The sequence below is a fragment of the Isoptericola sp. NPDC057559 genome (assembly GCF_042801555.1).
GTDB lineage: Bacteria > Actinomycetota > Actinomycetes > Actinomycetales > Cellulomonadaceae > Isoptericola.
The window spans coordinates 79,492-98,359 of the sequence record NZ_JBHVFQ010000006.1; the positions used below are offsets into that span (position 1 = coordinate 79,492).

The 18,868-nt window shown below is 76.4% G+C and carries 11 protein-coding genes; 9 read left to right on the forward strand and 2 right to left on the reverse strand.

Translation table 11 applies throughout. The annotated features are described in order from the left end of the window. From ACFU5J_RS08510 to ACFU5J_RS08520, 3 genes are read left to right on the forward strand one after another with little or no spacing between them, the layout of a single operon-like run. Positions 1 to 1,587: a DUF3375 domain-containing protein gene (locus tag ACFU5J_RS08510; protein WP_430576170.1), complete on the forward strand. Its 1,587-nt coding sequence runs from the start codon at positions 1 to 3 to the stop codon at positions 1,585 to 1,587. Further along, positions 1,584 to 2,306, forward strand: coding sequence for a DUF4194 domain-containing protein (locus ACFU5J_RS08515; protein ID WP_430578446.1), 723 nt, complete (start codon positions 1,584 to 1,586; stop codon positions 2,304 to 2,306). Before ACFU5J_RS08510 ends, ACFU5J_RS08515 begins: the two co-directional genes overlap by 4 nt. Then, a complete protein-coding gene (locus tag ACFU5J_RS08520; RefSeq protein WP_430578447.1) occupies positions 2,303 to 5,704 on the forward strand; it encodes an ATP-binding protein in 3,402 nt (1,133 codons plus the stop codon). The genes ACFU5J_RS08515 and ACFU5J_RS08520 overlap by 4 nt, the downstream gene beginning before the upstream one ends. Positions 5,705 to 5,729: 25 nt before the next feature. Here the strand turns inward: ACFU5J_RS08520 and ACFU5J_RS08525 are convergent, their stop codons facing one another. Beyond that, positions 5,730 to 6,371, reverse strand: coding sequence for a TetR/AcrR family transcriptional regulator (locus ACFU5J_RS08525; protein WP_430578448.1), 642 nt, complete (start codon positions 6,369 to 6,371; stop codon positions 5,730 to 5,732). 190 nt (positions 6,372 to 6,561) lie between these two features. On the opposite strand from ACFU5J_RS08525, the gene ACFU5J_RS08530 reads away from it, so the two are divergent. Both ACFU5J_RS08530 and ACFU5J_RS08535 read left to right on the forward strand, forming a co-directional pair. Further along, complete coding sequence (locus ACFU5J_RS08530) at positions 6,562 to 8,070, forward strand: MFS transporter (protein ID WP_430576166.1); 1,509 nt, start codon at positions 6,562 to 6,564, stop codon at positions 8,068 to 8,070. Between the two features lie 90 nt (positions 8,071 to 8,160). After that, a complete protein-coding gene (locus tag ACFU5J_RS08535) occupies positions 8,161 to 10,632 on the forward strand; it encodes a glycogen/starch/alpha-glucan phosphorylase (RefSeq protein WP_430578449.1) in 2,472 nt (823 codons plus the stop codon). A gap of 6 nt (positions 10,633 to 10,638) precedes the next feature. On the opposite strand, the gene ACFU5J_RS08540 is transcribed toward ACFU5J_RS08535, so the two are convergent. Then, entirely contained in the window at positions 10,639 to 12,207 is a 1,569-nt protein-coding gene (locus ACFU5J_RS08540; protein ID WP_430578450.1) for a helicase HerA-like domain-containing protein, read from the reverse strand. A 540-nt stretch (positions 12,208 to 12,747) separates the two neighbouring features. On the opposite strand from ACFU5J_RS08540, the gene aztD reads away from it, so the two are divergent. The 4 genes from aztD to ACFU5J_RS08560 all read left to right on the forward strand — a co-directional run bounded on the left by aztD (position 12,748) and on the right by ACFU5J_RS08560 (position 18,837). Beyond that, the gene (gene aztD, locus ACFU5J_RS08545) at positions 12,748 to 14,100 is read left to right on the forward strand and encodes a zinc metallochaperone AztD (protein WP_430578451.1); all 1,353 of its coding nucleotides are present in this window, start codon (positions 12,748 to 12,750) and stop codon (positions 14,098 to 14,100) included. A gap of 60 nt (positions 14,101 to 14,160) precedes the next feature. Beyond that, positions 14,161 to 15,039 carry a DegV family protein gene (locus ACFU5J_RS08550; RefSeq protein ID WP_430576162.1) on the forward strand — a complete coding sequence of 293 codons (879 nt, stop codon included), beginning with the start codon at positions 14,161 to 14,163 and terminating at the stop codon, positions 15,037 to 15,039. Between the two features lie 82 nt (positions 15,040 to 15,121). Continuing rightward, positions 15,122 to 16,219: a ComEA family DNA-binding protein gene (locus ACFU5J_RS08555; RefSeq protein ID WP_430578452.1), complete on the forward strand. Its 1,098-nt coding sequence runs from the start codon at positions 15,122 to 15,124 to the stop codon at positions 16,217 to 16,219. After that, the gene (locus tag ACFU5J_RS08560) at positions 16,216 to 18,837 is read left to right on the forward strand and encodes a ComEC/Rec2 family competence protein (protein ID WP_430578453.1); all 2,622 of its coding nucleotides are present in this window, start codon (positions 16,216 to 16,218) and stop codon (positions 18,835 to 18,837) included. Before ACFU5J_RS08555 ends, ACFU5J_RS08560 begins: the two co-directional genes overlap by 4 nt. Positions 18,838 to 18,868: the final 31 nt, after the last annotated feature.

The window sequence follows — 18,868 nt, forward strand, 5'->3', positions numbered from 1 at the left end:
TTGTCGACGCCGCGCACGGGATCCCGGCAGGCGGGCTCTCGCCTCGAGGGCGCCCTGGCACGCAGCCAGGGCGCCTTCGGCACGCCCGCGCTCGCCCTGCTGCACCGCAAGGAGGGGCCGCTGGTCGTCGCGCTCCTCTCCCTGATCTTCACGCCCGGGCGGGCCACGGTCCCCACCGAGCAGATGCACGTGGAGGTCGAGGACCTGCTCACCGAGGCGAGGTCGGCCGGCCACGACGTGCCCGACGACGCCGCGCGGGCGCTGTGCTCGCGGTGGGTCGCCGGCCGGTGGCTGGTCCGCGCGCTCGACGACGACGGTGTCGAGCAGTACCAGGTGAGCTCGCACGCGGCCGAGGCGCTGGCGTTCGTCGACCGCACCCAGGGCGCGCGCGCCCTGGTCAGCGAGTCGCGCATCCGCACGCTGCTGGTCGCCCTCGACGGCCTCGCGCGCGACGCCCGCCCCGACCGCGAGTCGCAGCAGCGCGCGCTGCGCGAGCAGGCGGCCCGCGCGCGCGACGAGATCGCGGCCGCGGAGGCCGAGCTCGCCCGCCTCGAGGCGGGCGGCGAGGTCGTGCAGGCGCCGACCGAGCGCCTCGTCGAGCAGTTCGACAACGTGGCCGCCCTCGTGCGCGAGCTGCCGGCCGACTTCGCCCGCGTCGCCGAGTCGATCGCCGAGCTGCAGCGCAGCATCGTCACGAGCCTGCGCCAGGACGAGCGGCCCACGGGCGAGGTGCTGGGCGCCTATCTCGAGGCGTCCGACTCGCTCATGCAGCGCACGCCCGAGGGGCGGGCGTTCTCCGGCGCGATGGAGCTGCTGCGCGACCCGCTGCTGCTGGGTCAGGTGGACGAGCGGGTCCGGGCGGTGCTGGCGCACCCGTTCGCGGCCGGCCTGCCCGCGGACCGGCGCGAGGCCGTGCGGGCGCTGTACTCCCAGCTCCTGGCCGCCGTCGACGGCGTCCTCGACGCCCAGGCGCGTGCGTCGCGGACCATCACGCAGCAGCTCACCGTGCACAACCCGCTGCGCGACCGCGAACTCGACGCCGCCCTGCGGGAGGCGACCGCCGCGATGGCGGAGTGGTTCCCCGGGTCCGGCCGCGCCGCGCGGGTCGAGCCGCTGCGGTGGCTGGAGCGGGCGCGCCTCGGGCGGTTCCGCGCCCAGCTCCACGACCTGCGCCCCGAGACCCTCCCGGACGCCCTGGCCGACCTCGACGACCCCGCTCACGACGCGGGCGGCGAGCCCGGCCAGGTCCTGGGCGGCCTGCGAGGCATGGGCGGACCCCGCTACGAGGAGACCGTCGCGCACGCCGCGCGCGTCCTGCGCGAGCGGGGCGGCGCGACCGCCGACGAGGTGTTCGCGGCGGCGCCCGCCGAGCTGCGCCGCCCCGTCGAGCTGCTGGGCTACCTGGAGCTCGCCGCCCCGGGCGCGCTCGACGACGCGCTCGGCGACGGCAGCGGGATCGGCGACGTGCCCGCCGCCCGCCTGAGCCGCGTCACGACCGTGCGCGCGGACGGCAGCACCCGCGAGCTGGTGGTGCCGCGCGTGCCGATCGAGGTGCCGGGCACCGACGACATGGAGGACGACGCATGACCGACACGGCGCTCGAGACGCACGACGAGGCGGGCACCTTCGTCGAGGCCCCGGCGATGGCGGACGACGACGCGGCGCTGTTCGCGGGCGACACGGGCGTGCTGCCGTACGAGGCGCGCCGCGCGCTGGCGCTGGTGCTGCAGCGCCGTTACCTGTCGGCGGCCGCGCACCCGGCGGAGTGGAAGGCGCTGCTGGCGCACCAGAACGCCCTCGCGTCGCGCTGCCACGACCTCTTCGTGGAGCTCGTCGTGGACCGCGACTACGAGATCGCCTACAAGCGGCAGGTGCGCGAGGCGGGCCTCAGCATCCCCGTGCTGCTCAAGGACGAGCCGTACAAGCGGGTCGAGACGCTGCTCATGCTGTTCGCGCGCAACCGCTTCCGCCAGGAGCAGGGCGCGGGGGAGCGGGCCGCGCACGTCGACGCCGAGGAGCTGGTGGACTACGCGCTCGGCTTCCTCGCCGCGGACGAGACCAACCTGGCCGCGCGGCGGCGCGAGATCGACAACGCGGTCGCGACGCTCGTGCGCGAGCACGTGCTCGACGAGGTCGCCGAGGGGCGCTACCGGGTGCAGCCCGTCGTGGAGATCCTGCTGCCGGTGGAGCGGCTGCGCGAGCTGACGGCGTGGCTCCGCGACCCCGCGGCGGCGGACCTGAGCAGGACCGAGGCCGGGGACGACGAGACCGACGCGGTCGACGAGGACGAGGAGGCCCGCGCGTGACGATCACGAGCGACCCCGCGGAGCAGACCGCTGCCCCGCGCATGCAGCAGTCGCTGTTCGGGCTGATCCCGACGGCGTCGGACGGGCGGCAGTGGACGGCCCGCTCCATGCAGCTGGTGAGCTGGGGCGGCTACCACGGCTTCCACGAGGTGCGGTTCGCGGGCACGACGACGCTCCTCACGGGCGCGTCCGGGTCCGGCAAGTCGACGCTGCTCGACGCGTACATCGCGCTGATGATGAGCCACACGACGCCGTTCAACGGCGCGTCGAACACGGCGACCAGCGGCCGGGCGCGCGGGCTGGAGCAGCGCAACGTCGTCTCCTACGCCCGCGGCAAGCTCGACGAGGAGCGCAGCGCCGGGTCGGCGCGCGCCAAGGACCGCGTGCTGCGCGGCGAGACGTCGGACACCTGGTCCGCGATCGCGATGACCTGGTCCTCGCAGTCGGGCGAGCGGTTCACGGCCCTGCGCGCCTGGTACGTGCCCCGCGGGGCGCAGCGCGCCGACGAGACGGTCGCGGTGCGCGCCGTCGTCGACGCGGACTTCAGCCTGCGCGCGCTCGAGCCGCTCGTCGCGCAGCGGTTCGCCAAGCCCGGGCTCACGGCGGCGGGGCTGGCGACCTTCGACACCGACAAGGCGTTCGCCACGCGCCTGCACGCCGCGCTCGGCATCGGCGCCGCCGGCGACGGCGAGAAGGCGATGCAGCTGCTCGGCCGGATCCAGGCGGGCCAGCAGATCACCACGGTCGACTCGCTCTACAAGGCCATGGTGCTCGAGGAGCCGGAGACGATCCGCGTGGCCGAGCGCGCCGTCGAGCACTTCGACGAGCTCAGCGAGGTGCGCGCCGAGATGACGACGGCGCAGCGCCAGGTGGACGTGCTGCGCCCCATGCTCGAGCACCGGGCCGCGATCGACGAGGCCGCCGCGGCGGCGCGCCTGGTGGAGGCGCTCGGCCCCGACGGCGGTCCCGACGGGGCGGTCACGCCCTTCACCGCCTGGCGGGACCGCACCCAGCTCGACCTCCTGCGGGCGGCCGAGTCGGAGAACCGGGCCCAGCACAAGGCGGCCGCCGAGCGGGTCGCCGTCGCCGACGAGAGGCTCGGCGCGGCCGACGCCGAGCTGGAGCAGGTGCGCGCGGACCAGCGGCGCAACGGCGGCGACGCCATCGAGGCGGCGGAGCGCGACGTGCGGACCGCCGAGCAGCGGCTCGCCGAGGTGCGCCGCGCCCGCGCCGAGCTCGAGGGCCACCTGGCGCCGCTGGAGCGGGAGGTGGGCACGCGCCGCGAGCTCGACGCGCTGCACGCCGACGCCCGCCGCTACCTCGAGGCGCGCGACGGGCACACCGACGCGCTGTCCGAGGCCGTCGTCGAGGCGTCCGCGCGCGAGAAGGACGCGATGCGCGCGCTGGCCGACCTCGAGCGCGAGGAGGCCTCCCTCAAGGCGCGCCGGGGCAACGTGCCCCGCGAGCTGCACGAGGCGCGCGAGGCGCTGGCGCGCGCCGCCGGGCTGCGCGCCGAGGACGTGCCGTTCGTCGGCGAGCTGCTCGAGGTCCGGGGCGAGTACGAGCCGTGGCGCGACGCGATCGGCCTCGCCCTCGGCGGGTTCGCCGTGACGATCCTCGTCGACGACGCGCGCCTCGACGCGTTCCGCGCGGCGATCGACGCCGTGCGCTCGCCGGTCCGGGTCCGCTTCGAGGGCGTGCCCACCGGGCTGCCCCTGCACGAGGAGGCGGACCGCGCCCTGCTGCCCGGGCGCCTCGAGGTGAAGGCGGGGCCGTTCGGCGGTTGGCTCGCCGGCCGGCTCGCCGAGCGCTTCGCGTACGTCTGCGTGGACGACCCGACCGAGCTGCACCGCCACGACCTGGCGCTCACCCGCTCCGGGCAGACGTCCGAGGGGCGCCGCGGCGCGCACGGCGGCCAGGGGCGGTCGTCCGCGCTGGGCTTCAGCAACCACCGGCGGCTGGAGCAGCTCGCCGAGCAGATCGGCGCGGCGCACGCCGAGCTGCGGCAGGCCGCCGAGTCCCTCGCGGGCGCCCGGCTGCGGCAGAAGGGCGAGGCCGACCACTTCGTCGCGTACAGCCAGGCCCTGCGCGCCGCGTGGGACGACGTCGACGGGCGCGGCGCCGAGGACCGGCTCGCCGAGCGGCGCGACCGGCTCGAGACGCTGGTCGCGGGGTCGGACGTGCTGCGCGCGCTCAAGGCGGACGAGGACGCCCTGCGGGCGCGGGTGACCGAGCTGCACCGCGAGCGCGCCGCGGCCCAGCACCGCGTCACCGAGCTGGGCTCCGCGTGGGAGCAGATCAGCGACCAGGTGGACCAGGTGGCGGACGCCGTCGAGCGCGCCGACGCCGACGAGGTCGAGCCCACCGCGGAGCAGGAGCGGCGTCTCGCCGACCTCATGACCCAGGTCGGCTGGTCGGGCGTCGCGGGCGGCCCGGGCGGCGGGCTCGCCGACCTCACCACCGCGGTGGCCGCCGTCGTGCGCGAGCTGCGCCACGAGCAGGAGACGGCCGCCGACGCCGAGCGGGCGGCCCGAGCCGCCCTGCAGGCACTCTTCGAGCGGTTCAACGACACCTGGCCGGACCCGAACCGCACCGCCGACCCGGACGCGGCCTATGCGGACTTCCAGCGCATCTTCGAGGAGCTGGAGTACCAGCAGCTCTACCGGCTGCGCGACCGCTGGTCGGCGCACCTGCGCCAGATGTCCGGCGACCAGCTCACCCGGCTCAACAACGGCATCGCGCAGGCGGTGGCGGAGATCCGCGACCGGATGGAGCCCGTCAACGCCATCCTCGCGACGCTGCCGTTCCGCGACGACGAGCACCGGCTGCGGATCACGGCCACACCCGTCGAGGGCAACGACGTGGCGTCGTTCCGCCGCCTGCTGCGCGAGCTGGCCACCGCCCCGGCGGGCGACGTGCCGCTCGCCGAGCACGAGCGCCGCTACGCGCGGATGACGCGGCTGATCGACCGCATCCGCCCGGACAGCCCCGAGCGGCGCCGCCTGGTGGACGTGCGCGACCACGTGCGCATCAGCGCCGAGTGCGTGGACCTCGAGGGGAACCACGTGAGCGTCTACGACCACATCGCCGGGAAGTCCGGCGGCGAGTCGCAGGAGCTCGTGGCGTTCATCGTCGGGGCCGCGCTGCGCTACCAGCTCGGCGACGCCGGGGCCGAGCGGCCCCGGTACGCGCCGGTCTTCCTCGACGAGGCGTTCATCAAGGCCGACGCCCGGTTCGCCGGCCGCGCCGTGGGCGCCTGGCGCGGGCTGGGCTTCCAGCTCGTCGTGGGCGCGCCGCTGGACAAGGTGAGCGCGCTGGAGCCCCACGCCGACGTCGTGCTGCAGGCGATCAAGGACGCGACCGGCCGCTCGCGGCTGGTGACCCTCGTGGGGGAGTGAGGCCCCGTCCCCGCGGGCGCAGCCGTCAGGGCGTGGTGGGTGCGGTCGCGAGGGGGATGAGGATCTCGCGCAGGAGGCGCTCCACGTACGCCGGGGTCAGCTCGACGCCCTCGACCACCTTGCGGTAGGAGATGAGCGCCGGCACCACCGTGCTCACGAGGTCGAGGTCGCGGTCGGCGGGGACCTCGCCGCGGTCGCGCGCACGTTCGAGGAGCGTGCGCATCTGCCGGATCTTGGGCCGCACGAAGCTCGCGTGGAACTGGCGCGCGAGCTCGGGGTCGTGGCGGACCTCCGCCATCAGGCCGGGGATGAGGCGGTCCGTGGCGGCCGACTTGCGCGCGCGCCGCAGCTCCTCCAGCGCCAGCAGGTCGCCCTCGAGCGAGCCGGTGTCCGGGATGTCGGCGGGGTCCAGGTCGTGGCCCAGCCCGCAGGTGACGGCGTCGACGGCGAGGTCCGACTTCGTCGTCCAGCGGCGGTAGAGCGTGGCCTTGCTGGCGCCCGCGCGCCCGGCGACGGCACCCATCGTCATCCCGCCGTAGCCGACCTCGGCGAGGAGCTCGCGGGCGGCGTCGAGGATCGCGACGTCACGGGAGGCGTCGCGCGGGCGCCCGCCGCGCACGGCGGGGGCGGGGGGCGCGTCGTCGACGACGTCGTCGGCGGCCTTCATGGTGGTCCTTCCGTCCGTTCCTCGGGTGCCACGGCCGATCACCGCGGGCGACGTGTTCGCCGTCGGTGAACCCGAGGTTAATTCCGGTACTCACCGGTTTCGAAACCGGTGAGTACCGCTTAGTGTCGATCCTACCCGCGCCGGCCCGTCCGGCGCCCCGGTCCCCTCCGCCTCCTCGGGAGCACCCTCCATGACCACTCCTCCGGCGCCCTCGCGCGCCACGGACCCCCGCCGCTGGCTGGTCCTGGCGACGGTCGCCATCGCCCAGCTCATGGTCGTGCTCGACGCGACCATCGTGAACATCGCCATGCCCTCCGCCCAGGCCGAGCTCGGCTTCAGCGACAACGACCGCCAGTGGGTCGTCACCGCCTACGCGCTCGCCTTCGGCAGCCTGCTGCTGCTGGGCGGCCGGCTGTCCGACCTCCTCGGTCGACGGCGCACCTTCCTCGTCGGCCTTGTCGGGTTCGCCGTCGCCTCCGCGCTCGGCGGCGCGGCGCAGAGCTTCGAGATGCTCGTCGCGGCCCGTGCGCTGCAGGGCGTCTTCGCGGCCGTCCTGGCACCCGCCGCGCTGTCCGTGCTGACCACGACCTTCACCGAGCCCGCCGAGCGCGGCCGCGCCTTCGGCGTCTTCGGCGCGATCGCCGGGGTGGGCGGGGCCGTGGGCCTGCTGCTCGGCGGCTTCCTCACCCAGAACTTCGACTGGCGCTGGAACCTCTACGTCAACCTCGTCTTCGCGGCGATCGCCGTCGTCGCCGGGCTCCTGCTCCTGCCCCGCGGCGAGCAGGGGCGCCGGCAGCGGCTCGACGTGCCCGGCGTCGCCCTGGGCTCCGGCGGGCTGTTCCTGCTGGTGTACGGCTTCTCGCAGGCGGAGCCCCAGGGCTGGGGGTCGGCCTGGACGTGGGGCTCGCTCGTGGCCTCGGTGGTCCTGCTCGTGGCCTTCGTGGGCTGGCAGCGCCGCGCCGCGCAGCCGCTGCTGCCGCTCTCGATCGTGCGCGACCGGGACCGGGCGGGCTCGTACGTCGCGATCTTCGTGGCGGGCGTCGGGATGTTCGGCGTCTCCCTCTTCCTCACCTACTACCTCCAGGCGACGATGGGCTACGACCCGATGCGCACCGGCGTCGCGTTCCTGCCGATGGTGCTGGCCCTCGTCGCGACGGCCCAGGTGTCCAACAACCTCACGCTGCCGCGCCTCGGCGCGAAGGTCCTGGTCCCGGTCGGGCTCGCGGTCTGCGTGGTGGCGATGCTCTGGTTCGCGCGGCTCGACGTCGACAGCACCTACGCCACCGGGGTCCTGCCCGCGCTCGTCCTCCTCGGGATCGGCATGGGCAGCGTGATGCCGCCGTCGATCCAGACGGCGACCGTCGGCGTCCAGGGCCCCTACGCGGGCGTGGCGTCCGCGATGGTCTCGACCTCCCAGCAGGTGGGCGGCGCGGTCGGCACCGCCGTGCTGAACACGCTCGCGGCGACCGCCGCGACCACCTACGTCGCCGACCACCTCCCGGCCACGCCCGGCGTCCTCGCGCAGGCGGCCGTGCAGAGCTACGACCTCGCGTTCACCTGGTCGGCGGGCATCTTCCTGGTGGGCGCGCTGCTCACCGTGGCCCTCTTCCGCACCCGCGCCGCGCGCGAGCGGCGCACGACGACGGCGGTCGGGGTCCCGGCCGGCGCCCTCGCCGGGCTGCGGCCCGTCGAGGCCTGAGCCGCGGTCGTCCCGCCGACGGCCCCCGACAGCCGCCGGCCGGCGCCCGCACCCCGGGCCGCCGGCCGGCGGCGTGTGTAGGGTCGGGACGTGACCGAGACCACGCCTCTGATCACCACGCCGGAGCACTCCGTGGAGGGGTTCGTGCGCGAGTACCTGCGCGAGCTGAACTACTCCCAGGGCACGATCCTGGAGCGGGCCACCACCAACGACGAGTACCTGGCGCTCGCGCGCACGGTGCGGCACTACCTGATGTCCCGGTGGATGCAGACCACGGTGAGCCAGTACCGCACGCAGGCCAAGGCGGTGGCGTACCTGTCGGCGGAGTACCTGCTGGGCCGTCAGCTCGACAACGCGCTCATCGCGACCGGGCTCGAGGAGATCGCGGGCGAGGCGCTGGCCAGCCTGGGGATCGACCTCGACGAGCTGCGCGCGGTGGAGGTCGAGCCCGGCCTCGGCAACGGCGGTCTGGGGCGGCTCGCCGCCTGCTTCGTCGACTCGCTGGCGACGATGAGCGTGCCGGCGATCGGGTACGGCATCCGGTACGAGTACGGCATCTTCCGGCAGAAGTTCGAGGACGGGCGGCAGGTCGAGGAGCCCGACACCTGGCTCGACAACGGGGCGCCGTGGGAGTTCGCCCACCCGGAGCACGAGGTGACCGTCGGGTTCGGCGGGCACACGGAGAAGTACACCGACGACGACGGCCGCGAGCGCTCGCGCTGGGTGCCCGGCTGGCAGGTGCTCGGCGTCCCGTACAACTACATGGTGCCGGGCTACCGCAACGGCCGGGTCAACACGCTGCGGCTGTGGAGCGCGCGGGCCACGCACGCCTTCGACCTCAAGATCTTCAACTACGGCGACTACGCCGAGGCGGTGCGGTCCCAGACGTTCGCCGAGAACATCTCCAAGGTCCTGTACCCGGAGGACTCCACGCCGCAGGGCAAGGAGCTGCGGCTGCAGCAGCAGTACTTCTTCGTGGCGTGCTCGATCCGCGACTTCCTGGACCAGCTGCTGCCGCCGGGGTTCGACCTGCACGACCTGCCCGACCGCATCGTCTTCCAGCTCAACGACACCCACCCGGTCATCGCGATCCCCGAGCTCATGCGCATCCTCGTGGACGAGCGCGGCTTCGAGTGGGACGACGCCTGGCAGGTCACCCAGCGCTGCTTCGCGTACACGTGCCACACGCTGCTGCCGGAGGCGCTGGAGGTCTGGCCCGTCGAGCTGGTCGGGCGCCTCCTGCCGCGCCACCTGGAGATCATCTACCGCATCAACGACGAGTTCCTGGCGCAGGTGCGCGAACGCTCGGGCGGGGACGAGCTGCTGGTGCGGCGCATGTCGATCATCGCGGAGCACCCCGAGCGGTCGGTCCGGATGGCCTACCTCGCGACCGTGGGCGGCTCGAAGGTCAACGGCGTGGCCGAGCTGCACTCGCAGCTGCTGCGCGACAAGGTGCTCGCCGACTTCGCCGCCTTCTGGCCGGAGAAGTTCACGAACGTCACCAACGGCGTCACGCCGCGACGCTTCGTCAAGCTCGCCAACCCGGGGCTGTCGGGGCTGATCACGGAGGCGATCGGGGACGGGTGGGTCACCGACCTCGACCGGCTGCGGGAGCTCGAGCCGCTCGCGGACGACGCCGAGTTCCGGCGCCGGTTCCGCGAGGTCAAGGCCGCGAACAAGGACCGCCTGGTGTCGCTGCTCGCCGCCCGCGACGGCATCGCCGTCGACCCGGCGACGATGCTCGACGTCATGGTCAAGCGCCTGCACGAGTACAAGCGACAGCTCCTCAAGCTGCTGCACGTCGTGACGCTGTACGACCGCATGACCTCCGGCGAACTGGCGATCGGCGACGTCACGCCGCGCACCGTCGTCTTCGGGGCGAAGGCGGCGCCGGGCTACGTGATGGCCAAGGAGATCATCGCGCTGATCAACCACGTGGGGGCGGTGGTCGAGGCCCACCCCGACGTCTCGCGGGTGCTGCACGTGGCGTTCCCGGCGAACTACAACGTCACCGTCGCCGAGACCTTGATCCCTGCCGCGGACCTGTCGGAGCAGATCTCGCTGGCCGGCAAGGAGGCGTCCGGCACCGGCAACATGAAGTTCGCGCTCAACGGCGCGCTGACCATCGGCACCGACGACGGCGCGAACGTCGAGATCCGCCGGCTCGTCGGCGACGAGAACTTCTTCCTCTTCGGGCTCACGGAGCCGGAGGCGAGCGCCATCTCCGAGGCGGGCTACCGCCCGGCGGCGTACTACGAGGAGAACCCGTCGCTGCGCCGGGCGCTGGACCTGGTGGCGCGCGGGACGTTCTCCGGCGGCGACGCCTCCGTCTTCGAGCCGATCGTGTCCAACCTGCTCACCGAGGACCGGTTCATGGTGCTCGCGGACTATCAGGCCTACCTCGACGCGCAGGAGCGGGTGGAGCGGGCGTACGCCGACCCGGACGCGTGGAGCCGGTCGGCCGTGCTCAACGTGGCGCGCTCGGGCTTCTTCTCCTCCGACCGCTCGATGCGGGACTACCTCGACCGCATCTGGCACGCGGCGCCGCTCACGACCTCCTGACGCGGGTCAGCGCCGGCGGCGCGTGCCGAAGACGCTGCGGGTGATCTCCCGCGCCAGCGTGGTGCCGACGGTCGTGAGGATGGCGTCCATCGGGTTCCGGGCGCTGCCGCGCGAGGAGCCCGACGGGCGTGAGGTCTTCTGCGCCCGGCGTGCGTCGGCCTCGGCCTCCTTGCGCGCCTGCGCCGCCTCCTTCTCCAGCTCGGCGGCGCGCTCGGCCGCCTCCCGCGTGGCGGCGTCCTGCGCGGCGCGCGCCTGCAGCAGCTCGTAGGCGGACTCGCGGTCGACCGCGGCGCCGTAGCGCGCCTGACCGGGCGACGCGGCGACCGCCGCGTCCAGCACCTGCTGCGGCGCGGGGTCCATCGAGGCCTGCGGCGCGCGCACCCGCGTCCACGCGACGGGAGTCGGCGCGCCCTTCTCGTCGAGCAGCGTGACGACGGCCTCGCCGGTGCCCAGCGACTGCAGCAGCCGCTCGAGGTCGTAGGGCGACGTCGGGAAGGTGCGCGCCGCCGCCCGCAGCGCCGTGGCGTCGTCGGGGGTGAAGGCGCGCAGCGCGTGCTGCACGCGGTTGCCGAGCTGGGCCAGCACGTCGGCGGGCACGTCCTTGGGGGACTGGGTGACGAAGAAGACGCCCACGCCCTTGCTGCGGATCAGGCGCACCGTCTGGACCACCTGCTGGAGGAACTCCTTCGAGGCGCCCGTGAACAGCAGGTGCGCCTCGTCGAAGAAGAACACGAGCCTGGGCTTGTCGGGGTCGCCCACCTCGGGGAGCTCCTGGAACAGCTCGGCGAGCAGCCACATGAGGAACGTGGAGAACAGCGCGGGCCGGTCCTGCACGCCGGGCAGCTCGAGCGCGGAGACGAGCCCGCGCCCGTCCGGGGCGGTGCGCAGCAGGTCGGACGTCTCGAACGCGGGCTCGCCGAAGAACACGTCCCCGCCCTGCGCCTGCAGCCCCACGATCTCGCGCAGGATGACCCCCGCCGTCGCCGCGGACACGCCGCCGATGCCCTTGAGCTGTGCCTTGCCCTCGTCGGAGGTGAGGTACGCGATCGTCGACTGCAGGTCCTTGAGGTCGAGCAGCGCCAGCTGCTGCCCGTCCGCCCAGTGGAAGATCAGCTCGAGGCTGGAGGACTGCGTGGCGTTGAGGCCGAGCACCTTGCTCAGCAGCAGCGGCCCGAAGTCGGTGACGGTCGTGCGGATCGGGACGCCGGTCCCGAGGCCGCCGAGCGAGTAGAACTCGACCGGGTACGACGTCGGGGACCACTCCTGCCCGATGCTCGCGGCCCGCGCCGCGACCTTCGGGTTGTCCGGGCCGGCGACGGCCAGGCCCGACAGGTCGCCCTTGACGTCGGCGAGGAACACCGGGACGCCCTGCGCCGACAGGCCCTCGGCCATGCCCTGGAGGGTCTTCGTCTTGCCGGTGCCCGTCGCGCCCGCGACCAGGCCGTGCCGGTTGAGCGTCGCGAGGGGGAAGCCCACCTGGACCGTCGCGTCCGGGGTCGGGTCGCCGCCGAGCGCCCCCGACAGCAGCGCGCCCAGCGGGAGCGTCGGGCCGTCCGAGGCGTAGCCCGCGCGCACCTCGTCCGCGTACGAGGCCGGCGCCGCGGCCTCGCCGTCGGGCGTCTCCGCCGTGGGGGCCGCCGCCGGCTCCGGTGCGGGCTCCGGTGCGGCCTCCGGTGCGGCCTCCGGTGCGGCCGTCGTCGCAGGCCCGGGCTCGGGGGCCGGTGCGTCGGCGGCCGGTGCGTCGGGGGGGCGGCGTGGCCGGTGCCGACGTCGTGGTCCGGCTCGCGGCCTCCGCCGCCTCGAGGGCGGCCTGCGCGGCCGCGGCCTTGGCCTCGGCGGCCTCCGCCGCGGCCTGGGCGGCGGCCGCCCGCAGCGCGGCGAGCCCGGCGTCGTCGGTGGGCGGTGTCCCCTCAGCCATGGGCCGCACGCTAGCGCGCGGCCGGGAGGGCTGCGCGGCGAGCGGGTGCCGCCGCCGGCCGCCGGCCGCCGGGCTGCCGGGAACGCCGCACCCGACGTGCGCGAGAGTTGAGAACGATTCTCACATCTGCTTCACTGATCGCGCACCTGAGAAGCGTTCTCATTTGCGTCCTCGACCGTCCGACCCTGGAGACACCCATGCCTTCGCCCACCCGTCACCGCCCGAGCGCCCGCCGCCTGCCGGCGCTCGGGCTCGCCCTGTCCGTGCCGGCCGTGCTCGCCGGCTGCGCCACCGCCGACCCGGCCGCCGGCGCCGCCGGGTCGCCGGAGACGACGGCCGGGCCGGCGACCGAGGCGCCGGCGCCCACGCCGCGCCTCGCGCTCACGTACGACGGGGGCGTCGTCGTCCTCGACGCGCAGACGCTCGACCAGGTCGCCGACCTGCCGCTCGACGGCTTCACCCGGCTCAACCCCGCCGGCGACGGGCGCCACCTGCTGGCCTCCACCACCGGCGGCTTCCGCGCCCTCGACCTCGGCGCGTGGGGCGAGGCGCACGGCGACCACCACCACTACTGGCGCGCCGAGCCGCGGCTCACCGACGTCGCCTACGACGCCCAGGAGCCGGGGCACGTGGTCGTGCACGAGGGGCGCACCGCCCTGTTCGACGACGGGACCGGCCGGGTCACCGTGCTGGACGCCGCGCACGTCGCCGACGGGGAGGCGCCGGTGCGCGAGCTCACCACGCCGTCGGCCCACCACGGCGTGGCCGTGGCGCTCGCCGACGACACGCTGGTCGTCACGGAGGGCACCGAGGAGTCGCGCTCCGGCGTGCGTGTCCTGGACTCCGACGACCACGAGGTGGCGGCGAGCGACGCGTGCCCGGGCGTCCACGGGGAGGCGGTCGCGGCCGACGAGGCCGTCGTGCTGGGCTGCGAGGACGGCGTCCTCGTCTACGCGGGCGGCGAGCTGACCAAGGTCGACGCCCCCGACGCCTACGGCCGCATCGGCAACCAGGCCGGCTCCGCGGCCTCCCCGGTCGTGCTCGGCGACTACAAGGTGGACCCGGACGCGGAGCTCGAGCGGCCCACGCGGGTGTCCCTGGTCGACACGCGCACGGCGACGCTGACGCTGGTCGACCTGCCCGCCAGCTACACGTTCCGCTCCCTCGCGCGGGGCGACGACGGCGAGGCCCTGGTGCTCGGCACGGACGGCGCGCTGCACGTCGTCGACCCCGAGAGCGGCACGGTGGAGGCGTCCATCCCCGTGATCGACGCGTGGGAGGAGCCTGCCGAGTGGCAGGAGCCGCGGCCCGCCGTGCTCGCCCTCGACGGGTCGGTCTACGTGACCGACCCGGCCACCCGGTCCGTGCACGCCGTCGACGTCGAGTCCCGCTCCGTGTGGAAGAGCGCGACGCTGGACGTCGTGCCGAACGAGATCTCCGGCGTGCCGGGCGGTGCCGAGGAGCCGGGGCACGACTCCGGGCACGACTCCGGGCACGACTCCGGGCACGGGGAGGGGCACGACGAGCACGGGGCGCACGAGCACGACTGACCGCCGTCGCCGCCCGGTGCGCCCTGGTGCGCCCGGGCGGCGTCGGTAGACTCCCCGCCGATGCCCACCGACCCGCCCAGCGTCCGCGTCGTCACCGACTCGACCGCGTGCCTGCCCGCCGAGCTCTCCGGCTCCGACGCCCCCGTCGTCGTCCCGCTCCGCGTCGTGGCGGGGGAGGAGTCGTGGCGCGAGGGCGTGGACATCACCCCGGAGGAGGTCGCCGCCCGGATCGCCGCGGGCGAGCGGCTGAGCACGTCGCAGCCCGCGCCGGCGGAGTTCGCGGCGGTCTACCGGGACCTGGCCGCCGACGGCGCGCGGGCGGTCGTGGGGGTGCACCTGTCGGGCGACCTGTCCGGCACGGTCCGGGTGGCGGCGGGCGCCGGGCAGCGCAGCATGATCCCGGTGCAGGCGATCGACTCCCGCACGGTGGCGATGGCGCTCGGGTTCGCCGCCCAGGAGGCCGCCCGGTGCGCCGCCGACGGCCACGACGCCGCGGCGGTCGCCGCACGGGCGCGCCAGGTGGCGGCGTCGAGCACCACGATCTTCCTCGTCGACTCCCTCGACCACCTGCGCCGCGGCGGGCGTCTGTCCGCCCCCGCGGCGGCGCTCGGCACCGCGCTCGGGGTGCGGCCCATCCTCGCCGTCCGCGACGGGCGCCTCGAGATGGCGCAGCGCGTGCGAACGCGCCGGGCCGCGACGGACCGGCTGGTCGAGCTGGCGCTGCGCCGCGCGGAGTCGTGCGAGGAGCCGGGCGTCGCCGTGCACCACCTCGGCGCGCCGGAGCGGGCCGCCGACCTCGCCCGGCGGCTCCGGGACGGGTGCGGCGCCGAGCCCGTCGTCACGCCGGTGAGCGCCGTGCTGGGCGCGCACGCCGGGCCGGGGGCGCTCGCCGTGGTCGTCGCCGAGCTCGGAGGACACTCGCACGGCGCCACGGGCTGAGGAGCCTGCCCCCAGGTCGGCGTCGTCCACAGAGGCCTCCTCGGCCGGTCGAGTGAGGGCCCCGCGAACCTAGCGTCGCGGCGTGACCTCGACCCTTCCGCACCACACCGACGGCGCCGCACCCCTCGGCCCGGACGCCGCCGGACGGCACGACGGACCGTCCGACGGCGCCCGGCCCGACGCGCGCGCGGCGTCGCCGTTGGACGAGGCGGCGGCGCGCCTCGCTGCCTGGCACGCCGTCCGGGGGCCCGCGGCGGCAGGCGCCGGCGACGGACCGGGTGCCGACCCGTGGGACCACGGAGGGGACCTGGGCGGGCCGCCCGGCCCCGAGCGCGACGACGAGGACGAGCTCGCCGCGCGCCTGCGCGCGCGCCGGTCGGCGCGCCACGTCGCGGCCGCCTATGCCGCTGCGCACGGGCACGCGCAGCTCGACGACCACGCCGACCACGACGGCGGCCGGCCACGGTGGTCCCTGGGCCTGCGTGCCGCCGTGGTCGCGTCGGTGGCCGTGCTGCTCGTGGCGGTCGCCGTCGCGGTCGTGGCGACGCTGCGGCCGGGTGAGGTGGTCACCCTCGCGGGTGCCGGGGACGCCGGGAGCGCAGGGGCCGCCTCCGCCGCGGCGTCCCCGGCCGCGTCGGCCCCGGACCCGCCCGCGACCCCGGGGCCGGCGGGCCACGGGGAGGTGACGCCGGGGCAGGACGGCGACGCGGAGGGTGCGGCCGGTCCGGGACCCGGCACCGTCGTCGTGCACGTCGTGGGCGAGGTGCGCGAGCCCGGCCTGGTGACCGTGCCGGTCGGGGCCCGCGTGGCGGACGCGGTCGCGGCGGCGGGCGGAACCACGAAGCGGGCGGACCCCGCGGCGCTCAACCTGGCCCGCGCGGTCGTGGACGGCGAGCAGATCCGCGTGCCTCGCCCGGGCGAGCAGCCCGAGGCGGAGGGCGGCGGCACGAGCGACGCGGACCCCGGCGCGGGCGGGGCGGACGGCGGCGGGCTCGTGCCCCTCAATTCCGCCGGGGCCGCGGAGCTCGAGGAGCTTCCCGGCATCGGGCCCGCGCTGGCCGGGCGGATCGTCCAGTGGCGCGACGAGCACGGCCCGTTCACGAGCGTCGACGAGCTGGACGAGGTGTCGGGCATCGGCCCGTCCGTGCTGGGGCAGGTCCGCGACCTGGTCCGGCTGTGACCGTCGCGACCGCCCCCGACGAGCGGGCGGGCCGGCCCGCGGACGACGTCACCGCGGCGGCCGGTCCTGGCGCTGCCCTGGGTGGTGGTGGCGCCGCGCGGCCGGGGCCGCCGGCCCGGCGCGTGGACCTGCGCCTGGTGCCCGCGGCGCTGGCGTCGTGGGGAGCGGCCTGGGCGCTCACGGGGCCCGCCGCTCCGTGGGCGGGCACCGCCGTGGTGGTCGCGGTGGTCGCCGCGGCCGGCGGGGGAGCGGCGCTCCGGTGGGCAGGGGCGGCGGCCCGCCGCCGCCCTGGCGCGGGGACCGGGACGGGATCACGGGTGCGGCGGGTCGCCGTGCAGGCGGTCCTGGTGCTGGTGTGCCTCGCGGCGGTGGCTCTCGGCGCGCACGCCCAGGCCGCCCGCCAGGCCCCGCTGCGCGAGCTCGCGGCGCAGGGCGCCCGCGCCGAGCTGGTCGGACGGGTCGTCTCCGAGGCGCGGGCGTCGGCGTTCGGCGGCGGGTCCCGCTGGGTGGTCTCCGTCCGCGAGGTCGCGGGACGCGGCGTGACGACGGGCGCCGCGGGGCTCGTCGAGATGACGGCCGACGGCACGGCGCCGCGGTACGGGGCCACCGTCGCGGCGACCGGTGTGCTGCGCCCCGTGGCCGGCGGCGACGGCCCCGTGGCGCGGCTGGCCGCCTCGGGGCCCGTCGCCGAGCGGGCGCCGCCGTCCGCCGTGCTGCGCGCGACGCACACGCTGCGGTCCGCGCTGCTCGACGTCACGGCGTCGCTCTCGCCGCAGGCGCGGGGCCTGGTGCCGGGCGTCGCGGTCGGCGACACGAGCCTGGTGCCGGACGACGTCGACCAGGCGATGCGCGCCACGAGCCTCACGCACATCACGGCCGTCTCGGGCGGGCACTTCGCGATCGTGGTCGCGACCCTCACCGCCCTGTGCGCGCTGGTGCGGGCGCCGCGGGGCGTGCGGGTGGCCGTCGTGGCGCTCGCGGCCACCGCGTTCGTGCTCCTCGTGCGGCCCGAGCCCAGCGTGCTGCGCGCGGCGTGGACGTGCGCGGCGGCGCTGCTCGGGCTCGCGCTCGGGCGGCCGTCGTCGGGCGCGCCCGCGCTGGCGGCCGCGGCGACGGCCCTGCTCGTCGTGGACCCCTGGCTGTCCCGCTCCTACGGGTTCGTGCTGTCGTGCGCGGCGACCGCCGGGCTCGTGCTGCTCGCCGGGCCGCTGGCACGACGGCTGGCCCCGTGGACAGGTCGCCCCCTGGCGTTCGCGCTCGCGGTGCCGTGGGCCGCGCAGGCGGCGTGCGGCCCGGTGCTGCTCCTCATCGACCCGCACGTCCCGCTGATGTCCGTGCCGGCCAACCTGCTGGCCACCCCCGCGCTGGTGCCGGCCACGGTGCTCGGCCTCGTCGCGACGCTGCTCGCGCCCTGGGCGCCCGGGCTCGCGCTCCCCGTGGCCTGGCTCGCGGGCGGCGCGACGGCGTGGATCGCGACGGTCGCCCGGGCGTTCGCGGCCGTGCCCGGGGCCCGGCTCCCGTGGCCCGGCGGCCTGGCGGGCGCCGCGGCGCTCGCCCTGCTGACGGTCGCCGGGCTGGTCCTCGTCCTCCGCCGCCCGCCCGGGGAGGGCTGGCGGCGTGAGTGGCGCGAGGCCGGCCCGCGCACGGTCCGGCGCGTGCGGCGGCGGGTCCGGCGGGCGGCCGCGCGCCACGGACGTGGCCGGACCGCGGCCGTCGCCGGCCTCGCTGGGCTGGCGGGGGTCGCCCTCGTCGCCGCCCTGGTGCTCGCGGTCCCGCGGCTGGTCGCCGCGGGGCACCGGGCGCCGCCGGACTGGCAGGTCGTCGCGTGCGACGTCGGGCAGGGGGACTCGCTCGTCGTTCGCACGGGACCGGCATCGGCGGTGGTCGTCGACGTCGGGCCGGACACCGGCGCGGCCGGGACCTGCCTGGACCGGCTGGGCGTCACGCGGATCGACCTGCTCGTGCTGACCCACTTCCACGCCGACCACGTGGGCGGTCTCGCCCCCGTCCTCCGGGGACGGACGGTGACGTCCGCGCTGGTCTCGCCGCTGGACGACCCCGCCGCGCAGGCCGCCGCGGTGCGGTCGCGGCTCGCGGAGGCCGGCGTGCCGGTGCGCGACGCCGCGCCGGGCGCCTCCGGGACGGCGGGTTCGGTCGCGTGGCAGGTCCTGGCCGCCGCGGGGGCCGCCGGCGGAGGGGGCCCGGCGGGAGACGGGTCCGGACGCCGTCCGGGCGCCGGGGCCGGCGGGGCGAACGAGGGGAGCGTCGCGCTCGAGCTGTGGACGTCGGGCGGCCTCGACCTGGTCGCCCTCGGGGACCTGGAGGAGCCCGGCCAGGACGCGCTGGCCGCATCGCTCGCCGCGTCGGGCCGGGCGGCGGACGTCGACGTCGTCAAGATGGCCCACCACGGCTCGCGGTCGCAGTCGGAGGCGCTGGCCCGGCACCTGTCCCCGCGGGTGACGCTGGTCAGCGTGGGCGCGGGCAACACGTACGGTCACCCCACCGACGACGCCCTGGACCTGTACGCCTCGGTCGGCTCCGCCCTGGTCCGCACGGACGAGTGCGGCACGGCCGCCCTGGTGCCCCGGGGAGCGGAGATCGGCCTGGCGTGCGGGTGACCGGGCGCGTCGGTCGTTCGTGGCAGGCTGG

What these genes read in the sequence shown, in the direction of transcription:
- ACFU5J_RS08550 (WP_430576162.1), top strand. Translation starts at nt 14,161, where the DNA reads ATGCCCACCGACCCGCCCAGCGTCCGCGTCGTCACCGACTCGACCGCG.
- ACFU5J_RS08525 (WP_430578448.1), bottom strand. Translation starts at nt 6,371, where the DNA reads ATGAAGGCCGCCGACGACGTCGTCGACGACGCGCCCCCCGCCCCCGCC.
- ACFU5J_RS08530 (WP_430576166.1), top strand. Translation starts at nt 6,562, where the DNA reads ATGACCACTCCTCCGGCGCCCTCGCGCGCCACGGACCCCCGCCGCTGG.
- aztD (WP_430578451.1), top strand. Translation starts at nt 12,748, where the DNA reads ATGCCTTCGCCCACCCGTCACCGCCCGAGCGCCCGCCGCCTGCCGGCG.
- ACFU5J_RS08515 (WP_430578446.1), top strand. Translation starts at nt 1,584, where the DNA reads ATGACCGACACGGCGCTCGAGACGCACGACGAGGCGGGCACCTTCGTC.